General features: G+C 66.5%; 16 protein-coding genes. 2 read left to right on the forward strand and 14 right to left on the reverse strand.

Annotated elements, in window-relative coordinates; all coding sequences use genetic code 11:
* Positions 1-1155, forward strand: a 1155-nt coding sequence (locus Q4P21_RS07300; RefSeq protein ID WP_303388134.1) for an MFS transporter, incomplete at its 5' end; no start/stop codon positions are given.
* 21 nt (positions 1156-1176) lie between these two features.
* Here the strand turns inward: Q4P21_RS07300 and Q4P21_RS07305 are convergent.
* Complete coding sequence (locus tag Q4P21_RS07305) at positions 1177-1575, reverse strand: lipopolysaccharide assembly LapA domain-containing protein (RefSeq protein ID WP_247647162.1); 399 nt, start codon at positions 1573-1575, stop codon at positions 1177-1179.
* A 163-nt stretch (positions 1576-1738) separates the two neighbouring features.
* Positions 1739-2089, reverse strand: a complete 351-nt coding sequence (locus Q4P21_RS07310; protein ID WP_303388135.1) for a cytoplasmic protein — start codon at positions 2087-2089, stop codon at positions 1739-1741.
* Between the two features lie 135 nt (positions 2090-2224).
* Here Q4P21_RS07310 and Q4P21_RS07315 point away from each other — a divergent pair, with 135 nt between their 5' ends.
* On the forward strand, positions 2225-3160 hold the full coding sequence (locus Q4P21_RS07315) for a hypothetical protein (RefSeq protein ID WP_303388136.1): 936 nt from the start codon (positions 2225-2227) through the stop codon (positions 3158-3160).
* A gap of 295 nt (positions 3161-3455) precedes the next feature.
* On the opposite strand, the gene Q4P21_RS07320 is transcribed toward Q4P21_RS07315, so the two are convergent.
* The 12 genes from Q4P21_RS07320 to Q4P21_RS07375 form a co-directional block, all read right to left on the reverse strand.
* Positions 3456-4412: a ketopantoate reductase family protein gene (locus tag Q4P21_RS07320; protein ID WP_303388137.1), complete on the reverse strand. Its 957-nt coding sequence runs from the start codon at positions 4410-4412 to the stop codon at positions 3456-3458.
* Positions 4413-4721: 309 nt separating this feature from the next.
* Entirely contained in the window at positions 4722-5507 is a 786-nt protein-coding gene (locus Q4P21_RS07325) for an isocitrate lyase/phosphoenolpyruvate mutase family protein (RefSeq protein ID WP_303388138.1), read from the reverse strand.
* Between the two features lie 726 nt (positions 5508-6233).
* Positions 6234-7238, reverse strand: a complete 1005-nt coding sequence (gene fepB / locus Q4P21_RS07330; protein ID WP_303388139.1) for a Fe2+-enterobactin ABC transporter substrate-binding protein — start codon at positions 7236-7238, stop codon at positions 6234-6236.
* A 132-nt stretch (positions 7239-7370) separates the two neighbouring features.
* On the reverse strand, positions 7371-8123 hold the full coding sequence (locus Q4P21_RS07335) for a 4'-phosphopantetheinyl transferase superfamily protein (protein WP_303388140.1): 753 nt from the start codon (positions 8121-8123) through the stop codon (positions 7371-7373).
* Positions 8120-9457 carry an enterobactin transporter EntS gene (gene entS, locus Q4P21_RS07340; protein ID WP_303388141.1) on the reverse strand — a complete coding sequence of 446 codons (1338 nt, stop codon included), beginning with the start codon at positions 9455-9457 and terminating at the stop codon, positions 8120-8122. The genes Q4P21_RS07335 and entS overlap by 4 nt, the downstream gene beginning before the upstream one ends.
* Positions 9444-10283, reverse strand: a complete 840-nt coding sequence (locus tag Q4P21_RS07345; RefSeq protein ID WP_303388142.1) for a siderophore-interacting protein — start codon at positions 10281-10283, stop codon at positions 9444-9446. Before Q4P21_RS07345 ends, entS begins: the two co-directional genes overlap by 14 nt.
* Positions 10280-18883, reverse strand: a complete 8604-nt coding sequence (locus tag Q4P21_RS07350) for an amino acid adenylation domain-containing protein (protein ID WP_303388143.1) — start codon at positions 18881-18883, stop codon at positions 10280-10282. The genes Q4P21_RS07345 and Q4P21_RS07350 overlap by 4 nt, the downstream gene beginning before the upstream one ends.
* Positions 18884-18896: 13 nt before the next feature.
* Positions 18897-19139: an MbtH family NRPS accessory protein gene (locus Q4P21_RS07355; protein ID WP_283531757.1), complete on the reverse strand. Its 243-nt coding sequence runs from the start codon at positions 19137-19139 to the stop codon at positions 18897-18899.
* A complete protein-coding gene (locus tag Q4P21_RS07360) occupies positions 19136-20050 on the reverse strand; it encodes an isochorismatase family protein (protein ID WP_283531758.1) in 915 nt (304 codons plus the stop codon). Before Q4P21_RS07360 ends, Q4P21_RS07355 begins: the two co-directional genes overlap by 4 nt.
* A 55-nt stretch (positions 20051-20105) precedes the next feature.
* A complete protein-coding gene (locus Q4P21_RS07365; protein ID WP_303388144.1) occupies positions 20106-21722 on the reverse strand; it encodes a (2,3-dihydroxybenzoyl)adenylate synthase in 1617 nt (538 codons plus the stop codon).
* A 23-nt stretch (positions 21723-21745) separates the two neighbouring features.
* Positions 21746-22903, reverse strand: a complete 1158-nt coding sequence (locus Q4P21_RS07370; RefSeq protein WP_303388145.1) for an isochorismate synthase MenF — start codon at positions 22901-22903, stop codon at positions 21746-21748.
* A 31-nt stretch (positions 22904-22934) separates the two neighbouring features.
* Entirely contained in the window at positions 22935-23723 is a 789-nt protein-coding gene (locus tag Q4P21_RS07375) for an SDR family oxidoreductase (protein WP_303388146.1), read from the reverse strand.
* Between the last annotated feature and the right edge of the window lie 390 nt (positions 23724-24113).

Here is a 24113-nt window from a genome sequence, read left to right on the forward strand (position 1 = left end):
TTCGTTTTCTCAACAGCCCTGGCCGGACGATTCGCCTACCCGCTCGTCACGCTGCCATTACTGCTCGCTGTTCAAGCGGCTACCGGGTCCTTCTCGGCAGCCGGACTGGCAGCCGGCACCTACGGCGCCACGGCTGGTTTCCTGGCTCCTTTGCGAGCCCGCGCAATCGACCGGTACGGCCGCCGTCGTGCCTTGTCCACCTTTGCCATACTCTTCGCAATGAGCCTTGCAGCGCTCGCCCTCGTCACCAGCTTGGGCACATCGGCGACGATTTGCGCTAGTATTGCCGCGTTGGCAGGGGCGGTTGCGCCGCCGATCGGCCCAGCCATGCGAGTGCTGTGGGCCTTCCTGACTCCCACGAATGTGCTGCTGAAAAAGGCGCTGAGCGTTGATGCTGTGTTCGAGGAACTTCTCTACTTGGCCGGGCCGGCGCTGGCAGGATTCCTGCTGCTGGGCATCAGCCCAAGCGCCGTGCTGCTCCTGCCCGCCGCCCTCGTGCTGATGGGCACGCTGCTGATGGTTTCCTCGCCAGCTGCACAGGAGCGAGGTCGGCCCAACACCTCCGAGGACTCCCCCGCAGCTGAACCATCACTGTTGAAGCAGCGAAATTTCCTCGCACTTCTGCTTCCGGTTGTTGCGACGGGATTTGTTGTCGGCACCGTCTACGTAACCATTCCCGCCGTCATGCACGGCCCACACACCGAGGCCGCTATTGGCCTCGTCCTGGCAGCGTTCGCCGCTGGGAGCGTGGTGGGCGGGTTGATGTACGGAGCATCGCAGCTGAAGGTGTCCTCGCACAAGCAGCTTCTGCTACTGGCCACCTTCTTCACCGCAGCGACGGCGGCCATCATGACCACTTCGACGGCTCTCGGTCTGGGTCTGGTGCTGTTGGTGGCCGGCCTTTTCCTCTCACCGATTATGATCGTTGCGTACTTCGCGGCGAACCGCTTCGACGGCGTGGCACGGCAAAATACGGCTACGACCTGGGTGAACACCTCACACAACATTGGAGCCGCGGGCGGGAGCGTCCTCGCGGGCATGATGATTGACTTGGCCAGCACAAATGATGCGATGCTCGCGGCAATGTGCGGATCGGCGGCAATCCTTTTGATCAGCCTGCGGCTCGGATTTCGCCCCGGTCCCGATACGCCCTGATGAGCAGCGTCTCAGGGGAACCTATTGGGCGGCCCGCTGACGACGGCGCTGCCTCCTGAGTTGCAGGATACGGACAGCCCCAGCCACAGCAACCAGCACCCCTCCCCCGACGGCGGCTATGAAAAGTGCCATGCCCAAGGACAGGTCGCCCACGGCGCCAAAGTACTTTACTGTCACCCCGTCCTGGTTTTGCAGAATAAAGGTGATGAGCAGTATCAAGACAACGAGACCGGCGCTCACGGCAACCCAAACCATCCCAGCCCGAGTGACGTCGGCATTGCCCTCTGGCTGGGGGTTCTGTGGAACCGGCGTTCGAGCCTGTTCGGGTTCGATCACTGGAGTGTCGGATGGTTCCAGCGGTTCCAATGGTTCCAGTGACTCCGGCCCTGTGTACGGCTCCGGCGTTGGCTCGACTGTCATTATGTCCGCTCCCTGACTGTCTGTGTGGTCCATGCCATTTTGCATGTGACTGCTGAGGTTAGGCCCATCGTAGTCCAGCCACGCTCCGCCGTCGCGTGCTGTTATCCGTCTGCAACTCCCGGCAATGGAACGACCCGGAAACTAATGGGTGATCCAGCAATTTTTACGGCTCCTCCGGACCCAAAGAGCCGACGTGCACTTGATCCTGATTCCGGGCTGGCTCCTTAAGCTCAACAAAGAAAGCATGGGTATCCGTTTCCCCTATGTTTTCGCCAGAATGATCTTGGGAAGACATCCAGCGCGCGACGCCGGAGGGCAATTCCACATCTACGCTTTGCCCGTTGGACGACAGACGACGACGGAACGTGCTGGCCGTAATCATCACATTGTCAGGATGGTGATGCTCGATGGTCGAGCGTCCCGGAGAGTCCCTATACTCGAGCACACGAACACGGTCGTTCTCAGATATCACACTGTAGTTCTGCGGATTTGCCTCTACTGGATCCATTTCCATGACCAGAGCCTAACCCTACGACGCTTCCCGCCATAGAGGACAGACGAAAGTCAGCTGTTATTCCTTGCCACTGTCTTCAGACTGAGGATAATTAGGATTCAAGGGGTTGAGATTCAAAGGCAGGCTACTGCATCATTGACCGGGCAGTGGACATGGATCGGTGTTGGGGCTGGCGGTGGTGGGAAGGTCACCATGCTGTGGAGGGCGAACACGCGGGTGTTGGCATTAGCCGGGGCGGCCGTTGTCCTGTTGTTGATGGGTGCTTGCAGCGCTCCCACTCCCGGTGCCGTGACGCCGTCGGCATCCTCCGCTGCTGCACCCGGGCAGGCCGTGTCCGAGATCAGCGTCGGCCCCAGCGGCGATGAGCCTGCGAGAGGCAGCGGGGCGAACAACGACGGATCGCTCGCTTGGGTGCCTCCGGGGCCTGTTGACCCCGCTGATCCACCGCAAGCCCAGTGGTATGTGTTGTTGCAGACCAAGGACTGTGCCGGTTTAGGCGCAGTCGTCAGCCCACGCAAGGCCAGCAGTGCTGATGGATTCACCCTGTGGAGTGCCGTAACAGCAATCTGCCGTGCCGTCGATGAAGGCGACGCCTCTGGGTGGAGGGACGCTGCGGCCATGCTGTCAACACTGGTCCAGCCTGGCCCCGAACGGTGCCTCGACAGGACCGCCTACAACCTTGTGGCGGCATTTATCGCCGTCCACACACAAAACCCCACAGCAACCCCGCCGCCATGGTCCGGGGCTAGTACAGCCTGCCCGTTGAGTCTGGCCGGGCTGGACGCCCTCCACGGCTTAGGACCCACACGCACGCCGTCGAGTGGATTGGCTGGAGGCCGGTTCCAGCTGGCCGGGCACTTTCTCGACGTAGTCACGGTGATGGTTGGCGGGCAGCCGGTGGGCGTCGAGGCGGACCCCGCACGACCGGGACGCTGGATTGTCGTGATTCCGCCGGCCACCGAGGCTGGCCAGGTCCAGGTGACGGCCGTAGCATCTGACGGACCAATCCCCGGCTCCCTGACATTCACATACCTCCGGGATACGGAGGCAACCAACGCAGACGGTGAATGAGGGGCACCGGCCGACGGGACAGCCATGCACCGCTGAGAAAGGTTCTGGTGATGGATTCATCCATCGGTCCGTCCGCCACCGTCGCCACAGCAGTGGCCTTTTTGGCTGGGTCTCTCCCGATGTGATGGCTCGGCCGATAGGACTCTGTCCATAGGCCTGAACGCCAGTTTGTTTGGCTAAACCCGGAGGAGTACTGCCTTCGACGAATCGGCTCCCTCTTTCTTTCCCGAGGTGTGCATCGTTCGGGTCAACCTCTTGTGGCTGGCCAGCCACCTCATCGGCGGCGATACGTCCCCTACGTTGATGACGGCGAAGGACCTCCCGGTTCAGGAAATCCCGGCAGCAACCGAGTGAGCTCAGGGGCGTCACCGCCACTCCCGTGGATGGCGGCCTGCAAATAGTGGGCAAGTGAACCCATTTCCTCCGATGAGCCACGGGTGGGGCCTGCGAACCACAATTCCCCCTTCGGACTGGCCAATACCCGCCTCCAGTAGGCAACGGCGAATGCCGCAGGCAAACGTAGGTAGAGGGTCCGCAGATTGGCAGGGATCTCGGTGTTTCCGCTGGCTTGAAGGGCCCGGAATGCCTGCGCCGTGGCACGCACCATCAAGCGCAGAGTTTCCCTGTCGGCAGCCAACCGGGGCGCATCAGTGCCGAGCTTGTACAGCGCGTAGGACATGGGAACAATGAAGGCGGCGTGAGCCAGCAGCCAGCCGGGCATGTCGGCGGTGATCGCGGCCGGAAACCCGGCTTCTTCCATCACTTTTTTCAGGCGCAGCGTGCGGGGCGAAATCGTTCCGCTCGGCTCACCCAGCATTGTCTTTTGCTGTTTGATCAGGACATATCGGGTGGTTACACCGTCCTGCACGCCGCCGGCGGCTGGAAAACCCAGCAAGACACGCCCGCCCAGTGCCTGGACAAGCTGGTCTTCGAGCCCAGCGGTGTTACCCATAAACAACACATCGGATCCGTCGTCCATGCTGCCCAGCACCGTCAAGGTGCTTGTGAGCTGCATGGCCCGGACGGCGACCACAACGACGTCGTACCTGTCTTCCGCGCCAACCGCGCCTATTGCCCTGATTGGCAAGGACGTTTTTTCCCCAGACTCCGAGTCAGCCATAATCAGCCCGAAATCCTGCAACTCGGCCAGCCTTTCGCCGCGGGCCAGCATCACCACCTCGTGTCCGGCGCCCATCAGCTTGCCCGCGTACACACTGCCGATCACACCGGCTCCCAGCACGAGAATCCGCATGAGCTGTCCCTTCCCTCAAGCAGCACTGCCAAAACCACAGGCAACCCGCCTCCCGGCGTCATTTCCCCTGCCAGGCACCGCCGGGCCCGCACCCATCAGGGTGTTAAATGCCACAGTATGCCCCTCAGGCGAGGAGTTCCACCATCAAATTCCGACCCGATCGACGTCTCGTTAGCGTGGCGGGCAAACTCCCGCCCCTCCCCTTGATAATGTGTCGGGCGGCAGCACCCTGACAGCAGCAGTCGCAGCAACGCATAGCCCTTGCGCTGCGGCCAACCGCTCCGATGCAAGGCCTATAAATCAGGGGCATTAGACGGAGAAGCCTTGGTTGAAGGCCATGAGTTGCGCTTGCACCTCCCAGTAGGAGGTGGCTTCCGGTAGTTGCAGACCGTCGCGTAAGGCTGTAACAGTTTTGAGAGCTGAGTCCACCGCTGCGCGGTAAGGCAACGAACCGGAGCTTACTCGTCGTACCCCCAACGCTCCCAACTCAGCAACAGTGAGGAATGGATGGGCCAATACGTTCACTGGCAGCCCGGTTCCGTCGGTGATGGCCCGAATTTCATCGGGATCAGCAAGTCCGGGGACGAATATGCCGTCAGCACCAGCCTCTGCGTATGTGCGGGCACGCCGCAGTACGGCATCCGCGGTTGCTTGCTCAGCAAACCATAAATTGTCCACCCGCGCGTTGATAAAAATGGTTGGGGTTCGTCGTTTGACCTCAATGACTTTCGTGGCAAAAGCCGCTGGATCCACTAAGTGTCCAGAGGTGCTGTCTTCGATGTTCACCCCGACGACACCATGGTCTGCCAGTTCAGCCACGAAATCCGCAACCTCGCCGGGGTCATCTGAGTATCCATCCTCAATGTCCGCTGTGATGTGCACGGGCAGGGGGCCCAACATCGCCACTAGAGCAGCAGTCGCCTGCTGGCTGGACCGGCCGCCGTCGGGCTGGCCAGTGCTGACTGCTATGCCGAAGCTTGTGGTACCGATGGCAGAGAACCCTGCTGCAGCGAAAGCCAAGGCCGAACCCACATCCCAGGCATTAGGGAGGACCAGCGGAGTCTCAGCTTGATGGAGATCGTGAAACGAAACCATAGTCATTCCCATCTCGAGCAACAGCAGAGGCAGAATCCCCTTCAGACTACTAGAGACAGCTCAGGGCACAAGGTATCTCAGCTCTAAAGCCTGCACGGGCAGGATTGCTGCCCTCGTGCAAACAAGTTTGTTCGTGTCTGCACGGTTTGCCGGGTTGCCATGCCATACGACTATCCGAGTCCGCCTTACTCAGCAGAGCTCCATATGGGAAAGCCACTAATCTGTGGAGGACCATGCTCGAGACGTACCAGTTGCAGTGATTTTATGTTCGCCCACTACGAGCTTTAGAGAATGTAGACCACCGATGGGCCTCCTATGGGATTCGAACCCATGACCCCCGCTGTCGACGCGATCGACCAATTCGACTTGTCAAAAGCCATTTCTGGCCCTCATCCTCGTGGCAGACGCATGACAATACATGGTACTGAAGAGTCGGCACTCGTCACCCAATTTAATGAGTTTCTAATGAGTCGGTTGCATCCAGCTGATGGTTTCAGTCATTCGTTTTCACCTGTGTGGAACAGCAGGCTTCTCAACCTGCCAATAATGGCCGTCACGAGCACTCTGCCAGGCAGTACAGCTCTGCAGACCACGGCGGGTCAAATGGGGCTCGACGCTCTGGGCGCTCATGCGTAGATATACAGATTCATGACCCCGGTCTCATGACAACGGCAAAGGGCCGGGCAGCCCAAGGGGTGCCCGGCCCTTTGCCGTTGAGGACGAGGCCTAGCTGAAGGTTGTCCCGAGCAGATCCACCAGCTGGGTGGAGCTGTAGTAGTCAAGGCGGAAGGACGTCGGCCCCATGGCCACGACCAGTCCGGATTTGACCGACGGGAGGTTGGCGAGGACCTTCTCGCCCTCGAACGCCTTCACGACGGAGTCGTCGGCGGCGAGCAGGAAGACGGTGTTACCCATGGCCGCCTTGGTCAGGTTTTCAAAAGAAATGAAGGCGAAGTCCTGCCGGGCCTGGTCACTGGTGTCAAGGCCCTCCGGTACGTCGGCGATCATAAATCCGAGGGACTCGAGCACCTTGGCGTGGGTGCCTGTCAGCTTGGCGACGCCGTTGTCCTGGCCCGGGCCGTTGTAGCTGATGATGTTAGATTCGCCGGCCGGGAGCTTGATCTTGGCTGCTACATCCTTCACGTGGGCATCGTACTTGGCGACCACGGCATCGGCATCGGCCTCATGTCCGGTTGCCTTACCCAGTTCTAGGGCCAGATCCTGCCAGGTCTTGTCACCGTAGTTCACCACGATGGTCGGGGCGATGGCACTCAGTTCCTTGTAATGATCCGCCGTGCTGTCGGCGCCGGAGGTGGAGACCACAATCAGGTCCGGAGCTGCTGCCACGACGGACTCGAGGTCAAACTCCAGGTTGGGGTACAGCACGCCCACGTTGCGTTCCTTGGCGACGTCAGCCCACTGCGAGAAGAAGCCCTGGCTGTCCGTGACGTCGCTGGGGTTGGTTGCCGCAGATGAGACGACAGGGGCCTCAATAGCCAGCAGGGTGCCCGTGACACTCAGGGACGTGGAGACAATCTTCTTCGGCTGGGACGGGATGACGGTCTCGCCGTCCTCGTGCGTGATGGTCCGAGGCCACGATACCTCGCTCCCGGCGCCTACGGTTCCGGCATTCGCCGCGTCCTCGCCAGTGGTCCCCGAGCAACCGCTCAGAGCTATGCCCGCCGCGGCCGCGACCGCGATTAAGGGCAGTAGTTTGCTTCTAAACTTCACAGTGTTTTCTCCTCAAAGGGGTGGTGCATGTGGGGTGGACGAGTGTGCCCGCAGATCGCGGCTCCGGTTTTCCGGATCGTCAATGCTGAAAAGTTAGCATAGGCTTACCTAAGAACATAATTGCCTATGGTTTTATGACGTAATTATGTGCGGCGTCTGGCCGGGGCGTAGGTCACCGGAATTCCCCCGCAGGAGCAGTGTCGCGACACCAGTTACGCACACGGCTGCCGAGTGCCCGGCACCCGTCGGGACGAGCTGCACAGTAAGGCGCTGGAGTGGTTGCTGGGATGCCGTCCATGCATCCGGGGACGCGAAGCAGAGCCGCGCGGGGTCTTGCCTCAGCCCCACCCCCGTTGCCTTAAGGAGCGCTTCCTTGCGAACCCAGAAGTCGGCGCGGGCCATCCCCCGCCGCGATGCCGGCAACCCGGCGACCCACTCCCGTTCCGCCGCCGACAGCGCAATGTTGTCAAAGCCGGCAAAGGCAGTTGATGCGTGCGCTTCAACGTCGACGCCGATGGCGGGACCGTCCGTCACGGCCACCAGGACGTGGCCTTGTGCGTGCGAGACGCTGGCGCGCAGCTGCTCCACTGGCCGCCCGCCGCGGACATAGCGAAGCACAGGCTTGTCCTCCGGTGCGGTCCCGGCCGGTAGGTGGACACTTGCGGGCTCGATGCCGAAGTCCCTGGCCAGCAGGCCCTTAAGTAGGACCCTGGCCGTTGCCGAGCGGTCCCTATCCCCCTGCCGCCGTCTGCCGGAAAGTAGTTCACGCTCGGCCGCGCTCAAGAGTGGGGAAGCAGCGGCCGCTGGGTCGGGCGGGCCCTGAGCTATCCAGACCGTGGCTGGGTGCACCCAGCCGTTCCTGTCCCGCGCCGCATCGGCGTTCATCGCTTGGCCTCAATTGACGGTTCACTCGTGGAACGTGATGCCTGTTCAACGCCCTCCCCTTGATCGCTGTCCACGATCCGGTCCGCACGGCGCAGGGGCCCGAATCCGGTCAGGCCAGCAAGTCCGAGGACCATGGCCCCTGCGCCGAACAGGGTTACGGCGGCAGCAGCCGGCACAGCGCGCCCCAGTCCGCCCAGTCCCAGCGCCCCAGCGGAGTCGCCGCCTACTTCCTGGGCCATCCACAGTGCGTTGACGCGGCCCAGCAGCCGGTCCGGGGTGTGCGCCTGCACCAGCGCGTATTGCAGGATGCCGCTCATGGAACCCAGTGCCCCAAAAATAATCAGGAAAATCAGCGCCGAGCCCAGCCCTCCCCCCGTCCAGCTGGCAACCCCTAGCGCACCGAGGCTGACAAAAGACCCAATGGACAGAAGCATCATCGCCCTGCCCGGGCGCCGCAGGCCGGCCAGCGGGCCGCTCAGCAGCGTTGCGGCCACGGCTCCGCAGGGCACAGCCGCATACAGCAGACCCGTGCTCTGGGCGCCGATGCCAAGGGGCCCAGCTGCCAAGGCAGGCAACATGACCCTGATTCCGGAAGCCATCGTCTCCAACGTGCCGAGCAGGACCACACCCCTGATCACCGGTTGGCGATACACGAACACGGCGCCTTCGACGGCGGCCCGCAAGGGGTGACCTGGCGGGGCGGAGGCATCGGGCTTCAGCGGCGGCAGGCCCGTTAACAAGGTGACGGTGAGCAGCGTCGCCGCGGCTGCACCCACATAGGCCCAACCCACGCCAGCCACGGCGATGACGAATCCAGCCAGAGCGGGGGACACCATGGTTCCCAACCTCACTGTGAGCATGTTCAGTGCACCCGCTGCCGCCAACTTGTCCCGCGGCACGAGGGTCGGGGTGACTGCCATGAGCGCCGTGACGCTCAGTGCCCCAAAGAATCCGTCAAGTCCTCCGACCGCATAGACCACCGCTACGGAGGGTTCGGGCAGCCAGGCATTGACGGCAAGTATGGCGAAGCCCGTCCCACCAATTATGCGGGAGTACAGAATGATCTTGCGCCGGTCCATCCTGTCCGCGATGTCGCCACCCACCAGCATGCCGGCAAAGGCGCACAGCCCCTCCACCGTTGCGGCGGCACCGACCTGAAGGGTCGAGCCGGTGAGCCCATAGAGCTGGAGGGGAATGGCCACGGCCAGCATGCCCAGCCCGAAGATCGAGATGGTCCGGGCGATGAAGATCCGTCGGAATGCTGGGCTGGTTCGCAGGGGCCCCGTATCGATGACCAGCTGTCGCAAGCGGCTGGTAGTTTCAGTCTTGGTCATCGTTGTCCTCGGCGTGATGGTCCAGACCGGCCACGCCGGCCTTCCAGTACCCGTCGATGTCCATGTGGCCCGCAGGTACGCCTAGGACGTCGCGCACGTGGCGGCGGATCGGACGGACCGCCGAAGCCTCTCCGGCCACCCAGACAAAGAGCCCGTCCACAGGGGCGGCGAAGGCCCGGACCGCGTCAGCCAAGACGCCTGGCCCGTGGACGGAACGGTCTAGGTACCTGAGCGTGGTGCCCGCCCGCCGGGGCAGCTCCACCTTTTCGGCCATGGAGGCCAGGCTGGCGAAAACGTGGGCAGTGGCGCCGGCCGGCAGCTCCTCCATCCAGCGGGCCATGGCTGGCAGCGCCGTTTCGTCGCCCGCGATCAGGTAGTTCTCGAAGCCGCCGGGGTACAGGTGGGAGCCCCTGGGCCCCAGGAACCCCAGTTGGTCGCCGGTGGTGGCGGACCGCGCCCACCGGCCGGCCGGGCCGTGGTCGTGGAGGACGAAGTCGATCGTGAGCCTCCCCGCGACGCGGTCCAGGGCCCGCACCGTGTAGTCCCTGAAGAGGGGGCGCGGGCGCCCCGGCGGCATGACGAGCCTGCCGTCGGCGACGGCGGGTAGGTGGATCTCCCCCGTCGCGGGTTCCGGGAAGACGAGCTTGACGTGGTCGGCAACCGCCAGCGGCAGGAACGGGAACGGTTCGCGCAGGTCGTCCCCGCCGAAGACCAGCCGCCGCATTGACGGGGCCAGCATCACATCGTCCACAACGCACAGCAGACGCGGCACGAGCCGGTGCATGCGCAGTTGGATCTCTTGGCCGTCAACGGCAGTGGTGTTCAAGGGTTTGCCTTTCGATGGGTGTGGTTGTTTTGGCTGTGGTGGCCTTTGGTTCCGGCCAGCAGCCTGGCCAGGCGCGGACCGAGGTCGGGGAGCGTTTCCGGGGACAGGATGTCCTCGTGCCGGCAGTCAACCCCATGGGTGGAAAGCGACTGGACCCGGCCCGCCCACGCCGCCTGGGGCTCGTAGCCCTCGGGCAGGGTTTTGGCGGCAACGAACAGTTCCGCCTTGCCCGGGAAGTGCGGCGTGACTGCGCTTGAGAGCAGCCGGACGGAGTCCTTGTAGTTGGCCACGATGTCCGCATCCATGCCGTCGGGCCCCTGCCCGGCGGCCTGGCCTAGGTCCCGCTGTTCACGTTCGGCCTCGGCCTCGGCAGCTGCCTCCCCGGCGCTCCAGTCCTGTCCCTCGGGCGGGTAGGTGTCCAGCAACCCGAGGAAGGACACTTTCTCGCCCTCGTGCGCAAGCCTGGCGGCAAGGGCGTGGGCGATGGTCCCACCGAGCGAGTAGCCGAGCAGGCTGTAGGGGCCGTGCGGCTGCAGCGAGCGGATGGTGGCATAGTGCCGCTCGTGGACGTCCGACAACGCTGAGGCGCCCGCAAGGGCGCCGACGGGGCGCGGGGACTGGAGCCCGACGAGCGCCTGGTCTCCGTCGAGGTACCGTGCCAGTGCCCGGTACTGCCAGGCGAATCCGGAGGCCGGGTGGATGCAAAACAACGGATTTCCGCTGCCTTGGCGGATCGGCAGGACCTCCCCGAACGCCTCACGCCCGTCCGAGGCGTCCTTGATCCGGCGGGCCAGGGCCTCGACGGTGCCGGCGGCCATGATGCTGCCGACCGGGACCTTGCGGCCCAGCTCACGGCCCAGCCAGGCGGCCAGGCGCATGGCCAACAGGGAATGGCCGCCCAGGGCGAAGAAATCGTCCGCGGCGCCGGGGTCCGGCACGCCCAGAACGGCGGTGAAGCCGGCTGCGACCGCTTCTTCCAGCACGCCCCGTGGCCGACGGCCTGAGCGGCGGTCCGGCGCCGGGTCCGGCAGGGCATTGCGGTCAAGCTTTCCGTTGCTGGTCAGCGGAAACGCCCCCAACACCAGCACGGCGACAGGCACCATATGGGCAGGCAACAGGCGTTCGCACGCCTCCCTGCACCGTGCCACGAGTACCTCCGGGCCGGCGTCGGCACCCTGCCCGGGGTGATCGGTCGGGACGATGTACGCGGCCAGGATCCGGTCGTCGGCGCCGTGCAGCCCGGCGGCAGCCCCGCCTCCAGAGCCCCCGGCGGCCCTGGCCGCCACCACGGCCGCCCCGATGCCCGGCACATCGGCCAGCACGGACTCAATCTCGCCCAGCTCGATCCGCTGTCCGCGGATCTTGACCTGGTCGTCGGCACGCCCCAGGTACTCCACGTCCCCGCCGGGCAGCCGTCTGACAATGTCGCCGGTGCGGTACATGCGCACCCCGGTTCCGTACGGGTTGGCCACGTAGCGCCCGGCCGTGAGCCCCGCCTTGCCCAGGTAGCCGGTGGCCAGCTGCGCTCCCGCCAGGTACAGCTCCCCCGCGACGCCCGGCGGAGCCGGGCGCAGCATCCCGTCAAGGACATGCAATTCGGTGTTCCACACGGGCGCACCGATGGGCACCGATCCGGTCAGCTGCCCGGGCACCGGGTCGACACCCCGGAACCAGCTGACGTCCACGGCCGCCTCGGTGGGCCCATAGAGGTTGTGCACGGCCACCCCGAACGCGGCCTCGGCCTTCGCGGCCAGCTCACGTGAGAGTGCCTCACCGCTGCAGAAGGCCCGGCGCAGTGCAGGCAGCCCAGCCCCTGCCGGGCCTTCGCCCGCGTCGGCAAGAAACGCGGCCAGCATGGACGGCACAAAGTGCACCGTAGTCGCGCCGCCGTCGCGCATCAGTTCGCGCAGCAGCACGGGGTCCTTGTGGGCCCCGGGCGGAACAACCAGTTGGGATGCCCCGGCTAGGAACGGCCAGAAGAATTCCCACACGGAGACGTCAAAGCTGGACGGGGTCTTTTGGACCACGACGTCTTCCGCACCCAGTGGGTGGGCGTCCTGCATCCACAGGAGCCGGTTGACGATGGCACGGTGGGGCACCACGACCCCCTTGGGGCGGCCCGTGGAACCGGAGGTGTAGATAACATAGGCGGGGTGGTCGGGAGTGAGTTCCGCCGCCACCTGCAGGCGCCAGCCCGCAGCGCAGCCGGTCTCCCCCACTTGGACAGCACCGACGGCCGCTCCGTCGACCAAGATGGTGTTCGTGCCCGCAGGCAGCCCGGGCGCCAACTCCACCGTCGTCAGCACCGCCTGCGGGGCCGCGTCGGCCAGCATATAGGCCAGACGCTCTGCCGGGTACTCGGTGTCCAGGGGAAGGTAAGCGGCCCCCGCCTCGATGACGGCCAGCAGCGAAATGGTCAGTTCCGCGGAGCGGGGGACGCTGACGGCAACGATGTCCCCCGTGGCCACCCCTGCGCTGCGCAGGCGGCGGGCCAGGGCCAAGACCCGTTCCCGCAGCTCGGCATGGCTGTGACTGCGGGCGCCGTTGCGCAAGGCAACGGCGCCGTCCGCCAGCACGCCCCTGCCATCCAGCAGGTCCCGGAGCGTCACAGGTGGCAGCGCATGCCGGGTGTCGTTCGCGGCCTGCAGGGCGGCACGTTCAGCGTCCAGGAGGGTCTCGGCGGCCACAAGGGTTTTCCCGCCATCGGAAACCACTCGGGAGACCGCGGCCAGGAAACGCGGCAGGATGAAGGCGCCGGCCCCCTCGCCGAGGCGGTGTTCAACGACCACCCGGTACCCGGCGCTCTCCGGGAGCACGAGCACCGTCAGCGGGTAGTGGGTGTAGCCGCGGTTGCGGACACCGGAGAGGCGCAGCCCGGAGCCTTCCCGGCCTGAAGGGTCCCCGTCGGCCGGGTAATTTTCCATGACGAAGAGTGAGTCAAACAGCGTTCCGGTGCCGGCAAGGTGCTGGATTTCGGCCAGGCCGAGCCGGGCGTGCTCGCGCAGTTCAGCCTGCTGCTCCTGTAGGTCCCCTAGTTGCAGGGCTGGAGGAAGAGTCGGGTCCAGCATCACGCGGACCGGGACAGTGTTGGTGAATAGCCCGATGAGCTCCTGCGAGCGCTCGTCCTCGCGGCCGGACACCGTGGTGCCGAAGACGACGTCGGTCCTGCCGGTCAGTTCCCCCAGCATGAGGGCGTGGGCGAGGGCGAAGATGGAGTTGTGGGTGGCGCCGTACCTTTGCGCGGCGGCCGTGAGGCCACGCAGCAGCCCAGCGTCCAGGAGCGTCGTCGCCTCCGCCGGCTCCCCGTCGTCGACGGCGGCCACAAGGGTGCCCTCCAGCAGGGTGGGGACGGCGCCTTTCAAGGCAGCCGACCAGGCAGCGCCGTCAGTGTCCGCCGGCAGGCGCGCTGCCGACGCCTCCCTGTACTTCCCCAGGGTGCTGGGACCGGCCTGCCCTGACTCGTAGCAGTCAAGCAGTGCACTAACGATGAGCGGGGTGGACCAGCCGTCGACCAGCAAGTGGTGCATCCCAAGCAGGAGACGTGCGGAACCGTCGGGCCACCGGACGAGGCGTGCCGACAGCAGCGGGCCGCGCCCGACGTCGAACACCCGGGCGGCCTCCCGGCGCTCCAGCAACAACGTTTCCACGGGTGCCTCGAAACCATCGGGGATCACGACCTCGGCAAAGTCCACGGGGCGGCGGAAGGCTGGGTGCGGCACCACCTGCACGGGAGAGGGGCCGGCGGTGGTGTCAAAGGAGGCGCCCAGCTGCGGGTGCGTGTCAATGACGTGTTCGATCGCCTGTCGGAGCCTGTCTGCTGAGACCTGATCGTCGGCAAATTCCAGGACGGTCACCGAGCAGTAGTTGTCGCCATCCTTTCCGAGCTGGTCGTGGAAGAGCAGTCCCTCGTGCAGCGGGCCCAGAGGCAGCACGGCCAGCACGGGCCCGTGCCCCGCCTCGATGGCGGTGAGGGCGGCCGTGTCCAGGCCAGTGCCGGGGACGTCGGCCGGCACCAGCGTGGAGGCGGCCTCCACCGGTTCACGTTTGGCAAGTGCGCCCAGTGCGATGGCGGCCCGTTCAATGAGGCCCGCCAGGGCGGCAACGTCGTCCCCGTTGAGCAGTCGCGGCGCCCAGCTCCAGCACAGGGCGAGCCGCCCGCCGTCGAGAAAAGCGTTCAGTTCCAGCGGATGGCCCAGGGGCGCCTGCCCGTCCTGTGCGACGGCAAAGGCGTCCGCGAAGACGGTGCCGTGCGGAACGGGCGTGAAATGGCGGCCGGGGGTGGGGAACCGTCCGAGGTAGTTCAGGAGCAGGGCAGGCGGGTTGGCCGCGGCGGCGCCGGCCAGGGCGGCGGTGCTGTCCGGGTGCAGGTAGCGCAGGATTCCGTAGCCGATGCCGTTGCCGGGCGTGGAGCGCAGGGCCTGCTTCACGGCGCGCACGGCGGCCAGGGCGTCGGCGGAACCGGCGAGCGCAGCAGCGGTGTCGACCCCGTCCAACGGAATGAGGACGGGGTGTTCCGCCGTCAGCCACCCGACCGTGCGTTCGAGGTCTTCCTCGTCGCTGTGCCGTCCGTGCGTCTCGCGGGTCAGTGGCACGGCTCCGAGCTTGAAGTGGTGGGCGGCTGCGAGCGCGACGACTGTCATCAGCGTTTCTTCCACCGTCGCCTGGCAGGCTTGCGGCAGCGACTCCAGGAGCGCGGCGGTCGCGGCCTCGCTGAGCCTGATGCGTGCGTTGCCGGCCGTTGCCACTGTGTCGCGGACCGGGTCCAGTAGCCCGCGCCCGAGCGGGTCGGCACCGCCCTGCAACTGCCGGCGCCAGTGCTCCAGCTCGGTGCGGCGGGAGGCTGCCTGGCCGCTGATGAGCAGTCCCCACCGGCGCAGGGATGTCTGTTCCGGTTCGAGCTGGGGGTCACGGCCGTCCAGCAAGGCTGTCACCGCAGCTTCGAGGTCGGCCAGCAGTGTGCGCCAGGAGACGCCGTCGACCACCAGATGGTGGATGGCCAGGACCAGCCGGCGTGCCTGCGGCACCTCCTTCCCGGGCAGCGCGCCGTCAAGCAGGACGGCCTGGACCATGGCGCCCGCCGCGGGGTCCATGCGTTCGGCTGCGGCACCGAAAGCCTCCCCCGTCCCGCCCCCGCTCTCCCGAACGGTGCCGTCCGGCAGGCCGGAGGGCGCAGGGGTGGCGGGAATGTGCAGCACGTCCCCGACCACGCGGGCCCGCAGCGCCGGGTGGACCCTGAACACCTCGGCCAAGGCGCCGCGCAGGATTTCGGCGGTGACGGCCCCGGGGACCGTGACGCAGGTGCCTTGGGCGTAGCGGCTGCCCAGCCCGGCCGTTTCGCCCAGCCAGCGCTGGATGGGCAGGGGCTCGACGTCGCCCGTTGCCTCTAAGGCCCGGTGCGGCGCGATCTCCAGCGGCACGAGCACCGCGGCCATGGCCGCGGGGGTGCGCTGGGCGAACACGTCGCGGGGCCGCAGGGCCTGTCCTGCCCGGCGGGCCGCCCCGCACACGGCCATGGCGGAAATGCTGTCCCCGCCCAGGACAAAGAAGTCGTCGTCGGGTCCCACGGCGGGCAGACCGACGACGTCGGCAACTGCCTTGCACAGCAGCGCCTCGGCCTGGTTGGCGGGGGGACGCCCGGAGACGGGCACGGCGACGGCCGGCGCTGGCAGCGATGCCCTGTCGACCTTGCCGTTGACGGTCAGCGGCAGTGCGGGGATGCGCACCAGGACAGCGGGGACCATGTGATCGGGCAGTGTCTGGGCCAGCTCGGCCCGCAGCCGGGCCTCGGGCGCCCGCTCCCCGGACAGGGGGCTGCCGGCGCCGGGCACAAAATAACCGATAAGCCTGTTGGTGTGCCCGAGGGCCTCGGCGACCACGACGGCGGCCCCGACGCCGGGCAGCGCGCCCACGGCGTCCTCCACCTCGCCAAGCTCCACCCGGTGCCCGCGCACCTTGACCTGGTCATCAACACGGCCGAGGCAGTCGATCTGTCCGTCGTCCTGCCAGCGGACGAGGTCTCCCGTGCGGTACATGCGCCCGCCGGGATGTGCAGGGTCGGCCACGAAGCGGGCTGCCGTCAGGTCCGGACGGCCAAGATAGCCGCGGGCCAGCCCGGCGCCGGCAATGTACAGCTCTCCCACGACCCCTACGGGGACTGGACGCAGTGCGCTGTCAAGGACGTATACCCGGGTGTTGCCGATGGGCCTGCCCACGACAGGGTGCAGTGAGTCCGTGGTCGCGGCACCCAGCGTGTCCACCGTGTATTCGGTGGGGCCGTAGAAGTTGTGGCTATGGGTGCCCGGGGTGGCACGCAGTACGTCCCACAGCGCGGCCGGGGCTGCCTCCCCGCCGAACAGCAGCAGGGCTGGGTGGTGTTCACCGGGGGCCAGCAGCCCGCATTCAAGCAGCTGCGTGCCCAGGGACGGGGTGACGTCCATGGCGTCGATGCGCGCGGCGCGGACCAAGTCAACAATGGCTTGGGGGTCGCGGCGCTGCTCATCATCCATGACATGAAGTTCATGGCCCAGGAACATCCAGATGAGCTGTTCCCAAGAAGAATCGAAGGAGAAGGAGGCGCTGTGGGCTGCCCGCACCCTGCGCCCGCCGAGTGACACCACCGTTTGGCCAAAGACGCCGCACTCATGGTTGGCGAGCAGGTTGGATAGTCCCGCATGGGTGGTCATGACGCCCTTGGGGCGGCCGGTGGAGCCGGAGGTGTAGATGATGTAGGCAAGGTCGCCTGCCTGGACGGGACGGGACCTTTCGTCCTGCCGCACGGGACCCGGCTCCAGCGCGGCAACCGCTGCCTGTGTGGCTGCGTCGTCCACGGACACCACACAGCCGGCAAAGTCCAGCCTGTCCGCCAGGGCAGCCGTGGTGAGAAGGACCTGGGGCGCAGCGTCGTCGAGCATGTAGGCCAGACGCTCTTCGGGGTAGTCAAGGTCCAGCGGCAGGTAGGCGGCGCCGGCGGCGAGCGCGGCGGCAACCGCGACCACGGTGTCCAGTGAGCGTGGAAGCGCAATGGCGACGGTTGAACCGGGGCCTGCACCGAGTGCGATGAGGTGACGGGCAAGGGTGTTGGACCTCGTGCCCAGCTCGGCGAAGTCCATCCGTTCGCCTCCCGCCACAAGGGCTGTGTCGTTGCCATGGTCGGCGGCCTGCCGGTCCAGGCGGTCCATGACAGTTGCGCCGGCTGTCTCCAGTGCGGGCCCGCTGCTCCAGTCCGTCTGAATGGCGGCGATTTCGTCTGCGAGCGGGAGGGCCGCCTCATCGATGCCCGTGTCCTCACCGTCGGCCAGGGTTGCAAGCCAGGCCTGGAGCCTGGCAGCGTGCAGCGCCAATTCCGCGGCGGAGTAACGTCCGGGGGTGGCTTCCAGCTCGAGGGCGAAGTCGCCGTTCAGGCGGTAAACGGCAAATTCGAGGTCGTCCACGGGCCCGGCGGAGAGGTGTTCGGTGTGTACCGTGGCGCCTGGCAGCTCCGCGGCGTAGTCAAAGATCTTCAGGTTCAGCACGGGCCCGTGGAGCTGGCGGCCACTGCCGACGAGGCCGGCGTCGCGCAGGACGTGTTCCGCTCCGTAGCGGCTGTGCCGGCGGACGGCGGCCAGTTCCGCAGCGGCTTCCGCAGCCAGCCCGCCGAGGGTCTCATTATTGCCCAGTGCCAGCCGCAGCGGCATGACGGCCACAACGGGGCCCCCGGCCCGCAGGGCGGCCCCGCCTGTTCGATTCATGAACGGGATGCCGAGCACGGTCTCCCCGCTGTTGGTCATGCGGGCCACGTAGGAGCCGATCCCCGCCACAAGGACGTCGGCCCAGGTGACCTTGTGCGCGCGCGCAATCGTGGAGATTGCTGCGGACAAGTCCGTGCCCAGTCGAACCTCGTGGCGGCGCGCCCGTCCCGGCCCCGCAGCCCTGGTGTCCACAACGGCCAAGGTGACCGCCGGGGGAAGCCCTGCGCAGTAGCTGCGCCAGAAGGCTGCATCCTCCCCCTCCGCTGCCGAGTCTCGATAGTCCCGTTCGGCGGCAACGACGTCAGCGAAGGCCGTAAAGGCTGCGGGCGGGCAGGCGGTGCCTTCCACAATCGCCCGGTAGTGGGCGCAGGCCTGCCGGGTGACTGCGCTGAAGCTGTAGCCGTCGAGCAGGATGTGGTGGAAGCGCTGGTACCAGATCCACCGGGTGTCCCCGAGACGCAGCAACGCCTGGCGGTAGAGCCGATCCGCTCCGCCCAGGGAGACCGCGGTGCCAAGGTCGGCATCCATGAATGATTCAGCCGCCCCGCTGCCGGTGCCTCGCAGGTCCACGACCTCCAGCCCGTACCGCTGGGGTGGGCCCTGCCATTGCACTGGTTCCCCGCCAACCTCGCCGAAACGGAACCCCAGCGTGTCCACTTCCACCAGCGTGCGATGCACGGCAGTGGCGAAGGCGTCCTCGTCGAGCACGCCGTCGATGTGCATGCAGCGCGCCACGTTGAAGCTGCTGCCGGACTCCCCACCGAGCTGGTGGGCATGCCAAATGCCGGGTTGCGCCCCGGCAAGGGGCATCATTGCTGTCGCATCAAGGGGTGTCTGCGGCAGATCAATCACTGATGATGGCTGGGTGGTCATGGAGTCTTCCTTCTCAGTTGCGGGTGGTCTGGCGTGCGGCGGCGCGGATCTGATCGCGCAGGCTCAGCGGACGCAGGTCTGTCCACTCGCGTTCGATGTAGTCGATGCATCCAGGCCTCGAGTCCGGGCCGTGAATGAGGTGCCACCCGAGCGGGACCGGGATAAATTCGGGCCACAGGCTCTGTTGCTGCTCCGCGTTGGCCAGGACCAGGAAGCTGCCGTCTTCGTTGTCGAACGGGTTGCCGGTGGCGCTCATGCCGGTGCCCCTGCCGTGCTCAGTTCCTGCGGGGCGCCTGGTTCCAGCGCCCGTGCCCAGTCATGGATGGTCGGCGCTGCGGCCAGGACTTCGAAGGCGGCCTGCAGCCCCTCCCCGCGCAGCGTCTCCACCAGGTCCATGAGCCGGATCGAGTCCAGGCCGAGCTCGAGCAGGTTGTCGTGGTCGCCTATCTCCGCGGGTTCCAAGTAGACCAGCTCCGCAACATGGCCCCGCACCACTTCGTCAATTCCCCTGCGGATGCTCTGGCCCGTGGCCCATGCCGTGGAAAGGGAGTCGGTGTCGGTGACCACCCCGCAACGCCCCGCCACCCATTCCAGGGCCTGTCGGTGGTGGCCGGCACTGAAGTCGGCCACCGCGTCGGCCACCATGAATGGCTGCACGTCGTTCATGAAAGCGTCCGCGGCCGAGACCTGGCAGCCGATGTGGGCGTACACACCGGTGATGACCAGCTGGTCCCGCCCAAGTTCGCGCAGGGTCTCGGTGAGGTTGGAGCGCTGAAAAGCGGAGTAGCGCCATTTGGTCAGCACCGTGTCTCCGTCCTCCGGGGACAGCTCGTCAATGATTTGGGCGGCTTCCTCGTTGGCACCGATGCCGGCACCCCAGAAATCGTTCAGCAGTGCCCTGTCCCGAGGCTGCTGGTGGGCCGGCTGGGCCGTGTAGAACACGGGGATCCCCTGCTGCCGGGCCTGTCCAATGAGCCGGGCAGTGTTCGCTACGACGGATCGGGCTGGTTCCAGCCCGGTGCCATAGGGCCGCAGGAAGTGGCGTTGCATGTCATGTACCAGCAGCGCGGAGCGGGCGGGATCCGCGGTCCACGGCACGGCAGGCCTCGGCAGCTCGCCGCGGCCGGGCAATGTGTAGGAAATGGTCTGGGGCAGGTCGTTCTTCATGGGTTTGCTCCTGGTGCTTGATGGGTGGTGTCAGGGATGCCGGTCGCCGGTGTTCTCACGGGACTGCAGCAAGCTGCCCGGCTAGGGTGCGGCGCAGATCCGCCCTGCTGTTCTTGCCGACGCCCGTGGTGGGGAATCCGTCGACAATATGGATGCGGTCCGGGATTTTGTGGGCGGCGAGTCCGCGACTGCGCATGAAGTCGAGAATGTCCGTCCTGGTCAGGGGCGTTTCGGCCGGCACGATGACGGCACAGGACACCTCTCCGAGAAAGGGGTCGGCGACGGCGACGATGGCGGCGTCGTGGACCCCCGGGTGTGCCAGCAGGTGGTCCTCGACCTCCTCGGCCGAGATCTTCTCCCCTCCGCGGTTGATTTGGTCCTTGCTGCGGCCTTCGACGCTCAGGTGCCCTCCGGGCAGGACGCGCACGATGTCGCCTGTGCGGTAGTAGCCGTCGGGGGTGAATGCGGTGGCATTGTGTTCGGGCGCCCTGTAGTAGCCCCGGATCGTGTAGGGCCCACGAGTCAGCAGGTGTCCTGGTGTCCCGTAGGGCACCTGGTTACCGTCGTCGTCGACCACCAGGACCTCGTCGGCCGCGCTCATGGGCCGCCCCTGAGTGGTGGCGACGGTTTCCTCATCGTCGTCCTCCCGGGTGTAGCAGACCAACCCTTCGGCCATGCCGAAAACTTGTTGAAGCCGCGCCCCCAGAACTTGCGGGAGCCGGCGGGCCGCTTCGGGCAGGAGCTTGGCTCCGCCAACCTGAATGGTTTTCAGGCTCCCCAGCCGTGCCGTGCTGCCAGGTGCAGCCCGCATCCAGGCCAGCGCCAGCGGCGGGACGAGCGGCACGCAGGTGACCCCTTCTTGCTCAACGAGGTCAAAGGCCTGCCCCGGTGAACCGTTCGAGGCCAGGACGACCTTGCCGCCGGCGAGCAGCGCACCCAGGAATCCCGGGGAGCTCATGGGGAAGTTGTGTGCGGCGGGCAACACGAGCAACAGCACGGTGTCACGGTCAAAGCCGCTGACCTCGACGCTCCGGCGCACCGAGTACAGGTAGTCGTCGTGGGTGCGCGGGATGAGCTTGGGCGTGCCCGTGGTTCCCCCGGACAGCTGCAGGAACGCCAAGTCCGAGGTGTCCACGGCCACGGCCTCCCGTGGTGCGGCAGCGCCAAGCCGGGCCACGTTGTCCAGGGACTCCTGGCCTGCCCGGGGCGTGCCGTCGATAATAACCTTCAGCCCCCCGGGGATGCCCCGGGCCAGTGTTGCGGCCATGTCCCGGTAGTCAAACCCGTCGTGGATGCCGGGGCCGATGTAGGCGACGGGGCGCGCCTGGACGGCAATGGCGGACAGCTCGCTGATCCTGTGCGCCGGCAGCAGGTAGACGGGCACGGCACCTGCCCGCATCAGGGCCAGGGCGGCAACCACGAAGGACACCCTGTTGGGCAGCTGCAGCATGACCCTGGTCCCGGCGGCGATCCCGTACCCGGCCAACCCGGCCGCGAGCCGGCTGACCCGGGCCTCAAGATCCGCATAGTTAACGCGTTCGTCGGCGTCGACGAGGGCCACCCTGTGCGGCGTCGCCACGGCATGCCGGGCGGCGATGGCGTCGAGCCGCTCACCGGTCCAGTAGCCACGTGCTCGGTAGAGCTCGGCCGCTTCGGCCGGCCACGGCACCATTTCCCGTTCCTGCGCCCCCATGGTCAGCACACCCCCAGTCCGGCAAGGATGGTGCGGAACTTCGCCTCGGTCTCGGCATGTTCGAGTTCCGGGTCGCTGCCGGGGACTATGCCGGCCCCGGCGTGGACGCGCAGCTCATCGGAGGCGATCTCGGCACAGCGGATGCTCACGGCCCATTCGCCGTCGCCCTGGGCGTCCATCCACCCCACGGCACCGGCATAGAATCCGCGGCTTGTCTCCTCGAGTTCCTCTATCAGGCTGCAGGCAGCCTCGGTCGGCCAGCCACAGACGGCCGGTGTCGGGTGCAGCGCAAAAGCCAGGTCCAGCGACGTCGTTTCCTCCTCACGTAGCCGTCCCTCGATGTGGGTGGACAGGTGCCACATGGAGCCGGTGCGGACCAGTTCGGGTGTGGCCGGGACCCGCAGCCCCGTGCACAGCCCGCTGAGCACCTCGGCAACCATGTCAACCACGATCGCGTGTTCACGCAGGTCCTTGGAGGACCCGAGCAGCTTGCGGGCGTTGGCCTGGTCGGCTGCGGAGTCCGCGCAGCGAGGCATCGAACCGGCCAGCGGGTTGCTGATGGCGCGGGATCCGCTGCGACGGACCAAGAGCTCCGGGCTCGCACCGACCAGCGTCCGCCCCTCCGGCAGCGGTGCTGCAAAGACGTAGGCCGAAGGGTTTTGCCCCACCAACCGGGCGAAGAGTTCGGCAATGTCCAGCGGGGACGCCAGCGAGGTGCGCAACGAGCGCGCGAGCACCACCTTTTGCAGGCCTTCCGGTGAGAACTTCTTCAGGGCCTTGGCCACGGCCGTGGTGTAGTGGTGGTCAGGGGAATCAGCCGCCATGGCCGCTCCATGTCCGGCAATGCCGCCCTCGTGCGGCGCCGTGCCGGCGCGAAGGCGCGGCCCGCGCAACGTCGAGTCCAGGGCGATGAACTCACCCATCCCGCCGGGCCGGAAAGGCAATACGCCGGCGATGGCCGACGGCTGGCTCGTCGCCGCACAATGGTCGGCGAGCTCTTTGCGGGCGGTGTCCGCCGTCATGCGCAGCCTCCGGCTTCCGCGGCCAAGGATGCTGCCGGCAGTGCCGGACATCAGGAAGTCCCCTGGCCGGTACTCGGCAATCGGGTCACGCAGCCATGCGGGACCGGGGAGCGGCCGTTCGTTTGCTTGAATGGTCATGAAATGCCTTTCATTGAAGATTTCCTTGGGTTCAGGCGCGCAGGGTGGCGCCGCCGTCGACGTACAGGTCCTGCATGGTGATGTGCCGTGCGCGCTCGGAGAGGAGAAAAAGTGCGGCGTCGGCGATGTCTCCGGGGTCGGCCAGCCGCCCCAGCGGGATGCCGACACGGAACTGTGCCGGATCCCCGGTGAGCACCGAGTGCAGGCCCCCTTCCCTGTCAGAGCCCCACATGCGACGCTGCATGTCGGTGTCCGTCGATCCCGGGCACACGGTGTTGCACCGGATTCCTTGCGGCGCCAGCTCGAGCCCGATGGCTCGCATGAGCGCGGCGGCGGCCGCCTTTGACGCTGAATAGACCGGCATCGTGGCCCGTGGCACACCGGCGGCGTTGGATCCGATGTACACGATTGACCGGTTCCTGGCCGGGCTTTCCAGCAGCTGACGGGCCGCCGCGGTCGCCACCAGAAAGGTACCGTCGGCGTTGACGGACATGACGTGCCGCCACTCCGCAAGGCCTGTTGCCAGGGCGGAGCCCGTCGACAGGACACCGGCCGCGTGGACCACTGCCGCCAGATGGCCGTCCAGCCGCGAGATGGTCTCGAAGAGTCCGTCCACGGAATCCGGGTCACTCACGTCCGTCGGGACGGTCACCAAGTTGGGGCCGCCGAGCTCACCCGCCACGCCGTCAAGGCCCGCCGCATCATGGTCGGCAAGAACCAGCATGCAGTCGGGTCCGCTTTCGGCGCGGATCCGCAGGGCACATGCCCTGCCGATGCCCCCTGCCGCTCCTGTCACAAGCACCACTGTCCCTGGTGTCACTGTCGTGGCCTCACTGTTGTTTGTTGGGTATACCGGCTTCCGGCTAACTGACCTGACTTAGCATAGCCTTACCTAATTTATTTAGGGAACATTTTCGTAACGTTATCTCAATTCACAGGGCCCGCGACACTCCCGGCGGCCTCGGTGTGCGGATGCGAAGGGGATGGGCAAGTCGCCCTCCTGAATGGAATTCGCTGCGGCGAAGCTGCGGCGAAGTTCCCTGCATTCCGCAGGATTTCCCGCGCCCGGCGGACGCTGCGGGCACCTCGGCAGCACAACCCCTCCATGCACGGGCCCCGCAGCCACGGCAGCAGCGAATGTGAAACGCCCCACACTTTTGCGCCATTGCGGCATGTTCTTCATGTTTCGCAACGGGCTTCCACCGCAGGG

This window comes from Arthrobacter sp. (genome assembly GCF_030540645.1).
In the GTDB taxonomy this organism is placed as follows: domain Bacteria; phylum Actinomycetota; class Actinomycetes; order Actinomycetales; family Micrococcaceae; genus Specibacter.

Coding starts and splice junctions, on each gene's coding strand:
- Q4P21_RS07305 (WP_247647162.1), bottom strand. CDS start 1,575: ATGACAGTCGAGCCAACGCCGGAGCCGTACACAGGGCCGGAGTCACTG.
- Q4P21_RS07325 (WP_303388138.1), bottom strand. CDS start 5,507: ATGGTTTCGTTTCACGATCTCCATCAAGCTGAGACTCCGCTGGTCCTC.
- Q4P21_RS07310 (WP_303388135.1), bottom strand. CDS start 2,089: ATGGAAATGGATCCAGTAGAGGCAAATCCGCAGAACTACAGTGTGATA.
- Q4P21_RS07360 (WP_283531758.1), bottom strand. CDS start 20,050: ATGAAGAACGACCTGCCCCAGACCATTTCCTACACATTGCCCGGCCGC.
- Q4P21_RS07320 (WP_303388137.1), bottom strand. CDS start 4,412: ATGCGGATTCTCGTGCTGGGAGCCGGTGTGATCGGCAGTGTGTACGCG.
- Q4P21_RS07335 (WP_303388140.1), bottom strand. CDS start 8,123: ATGAACGCCGATGCGGCGCGGGACAGGAACGGCTGGGTGCACCCAGCC.
- Q4P21_RS07355 (WP_283531757.1), bottom strand. CDS start 19,139: ATGAGCGCCACCGGCAACCCGTTCGACAACGAAGACGGCAGCTTCCTG.
- Q4P21_RS07350 (WP_303388143.1), bottom strand. CDS start 18,883: ATGACCACCCAGCCATCATCAGTGATTGATCTGCCGCAGACACCCCTT.
- Q4P21_RS07365 (WP_303388144.1), bottom strand. CDS start 21,722: ATGGTGCCGTGGCCGGCCGAAGCGGCCGAGCTCTACCGAGCACGTGGC.
- entS (WP_303388141.1), bottom strand. CDS start 9,457: ATGACCAAGACTGAAACTACCAGCCGCTTGCGACAGCTGGTCATCGAT.
- Q4P21_RS07370 (WP_303388145.1), bottom strand. CDS start 22,903: ATGACCATTCAAGCAAACGAACGGCCGCTCCCCGGTCCCGCATGGCTG.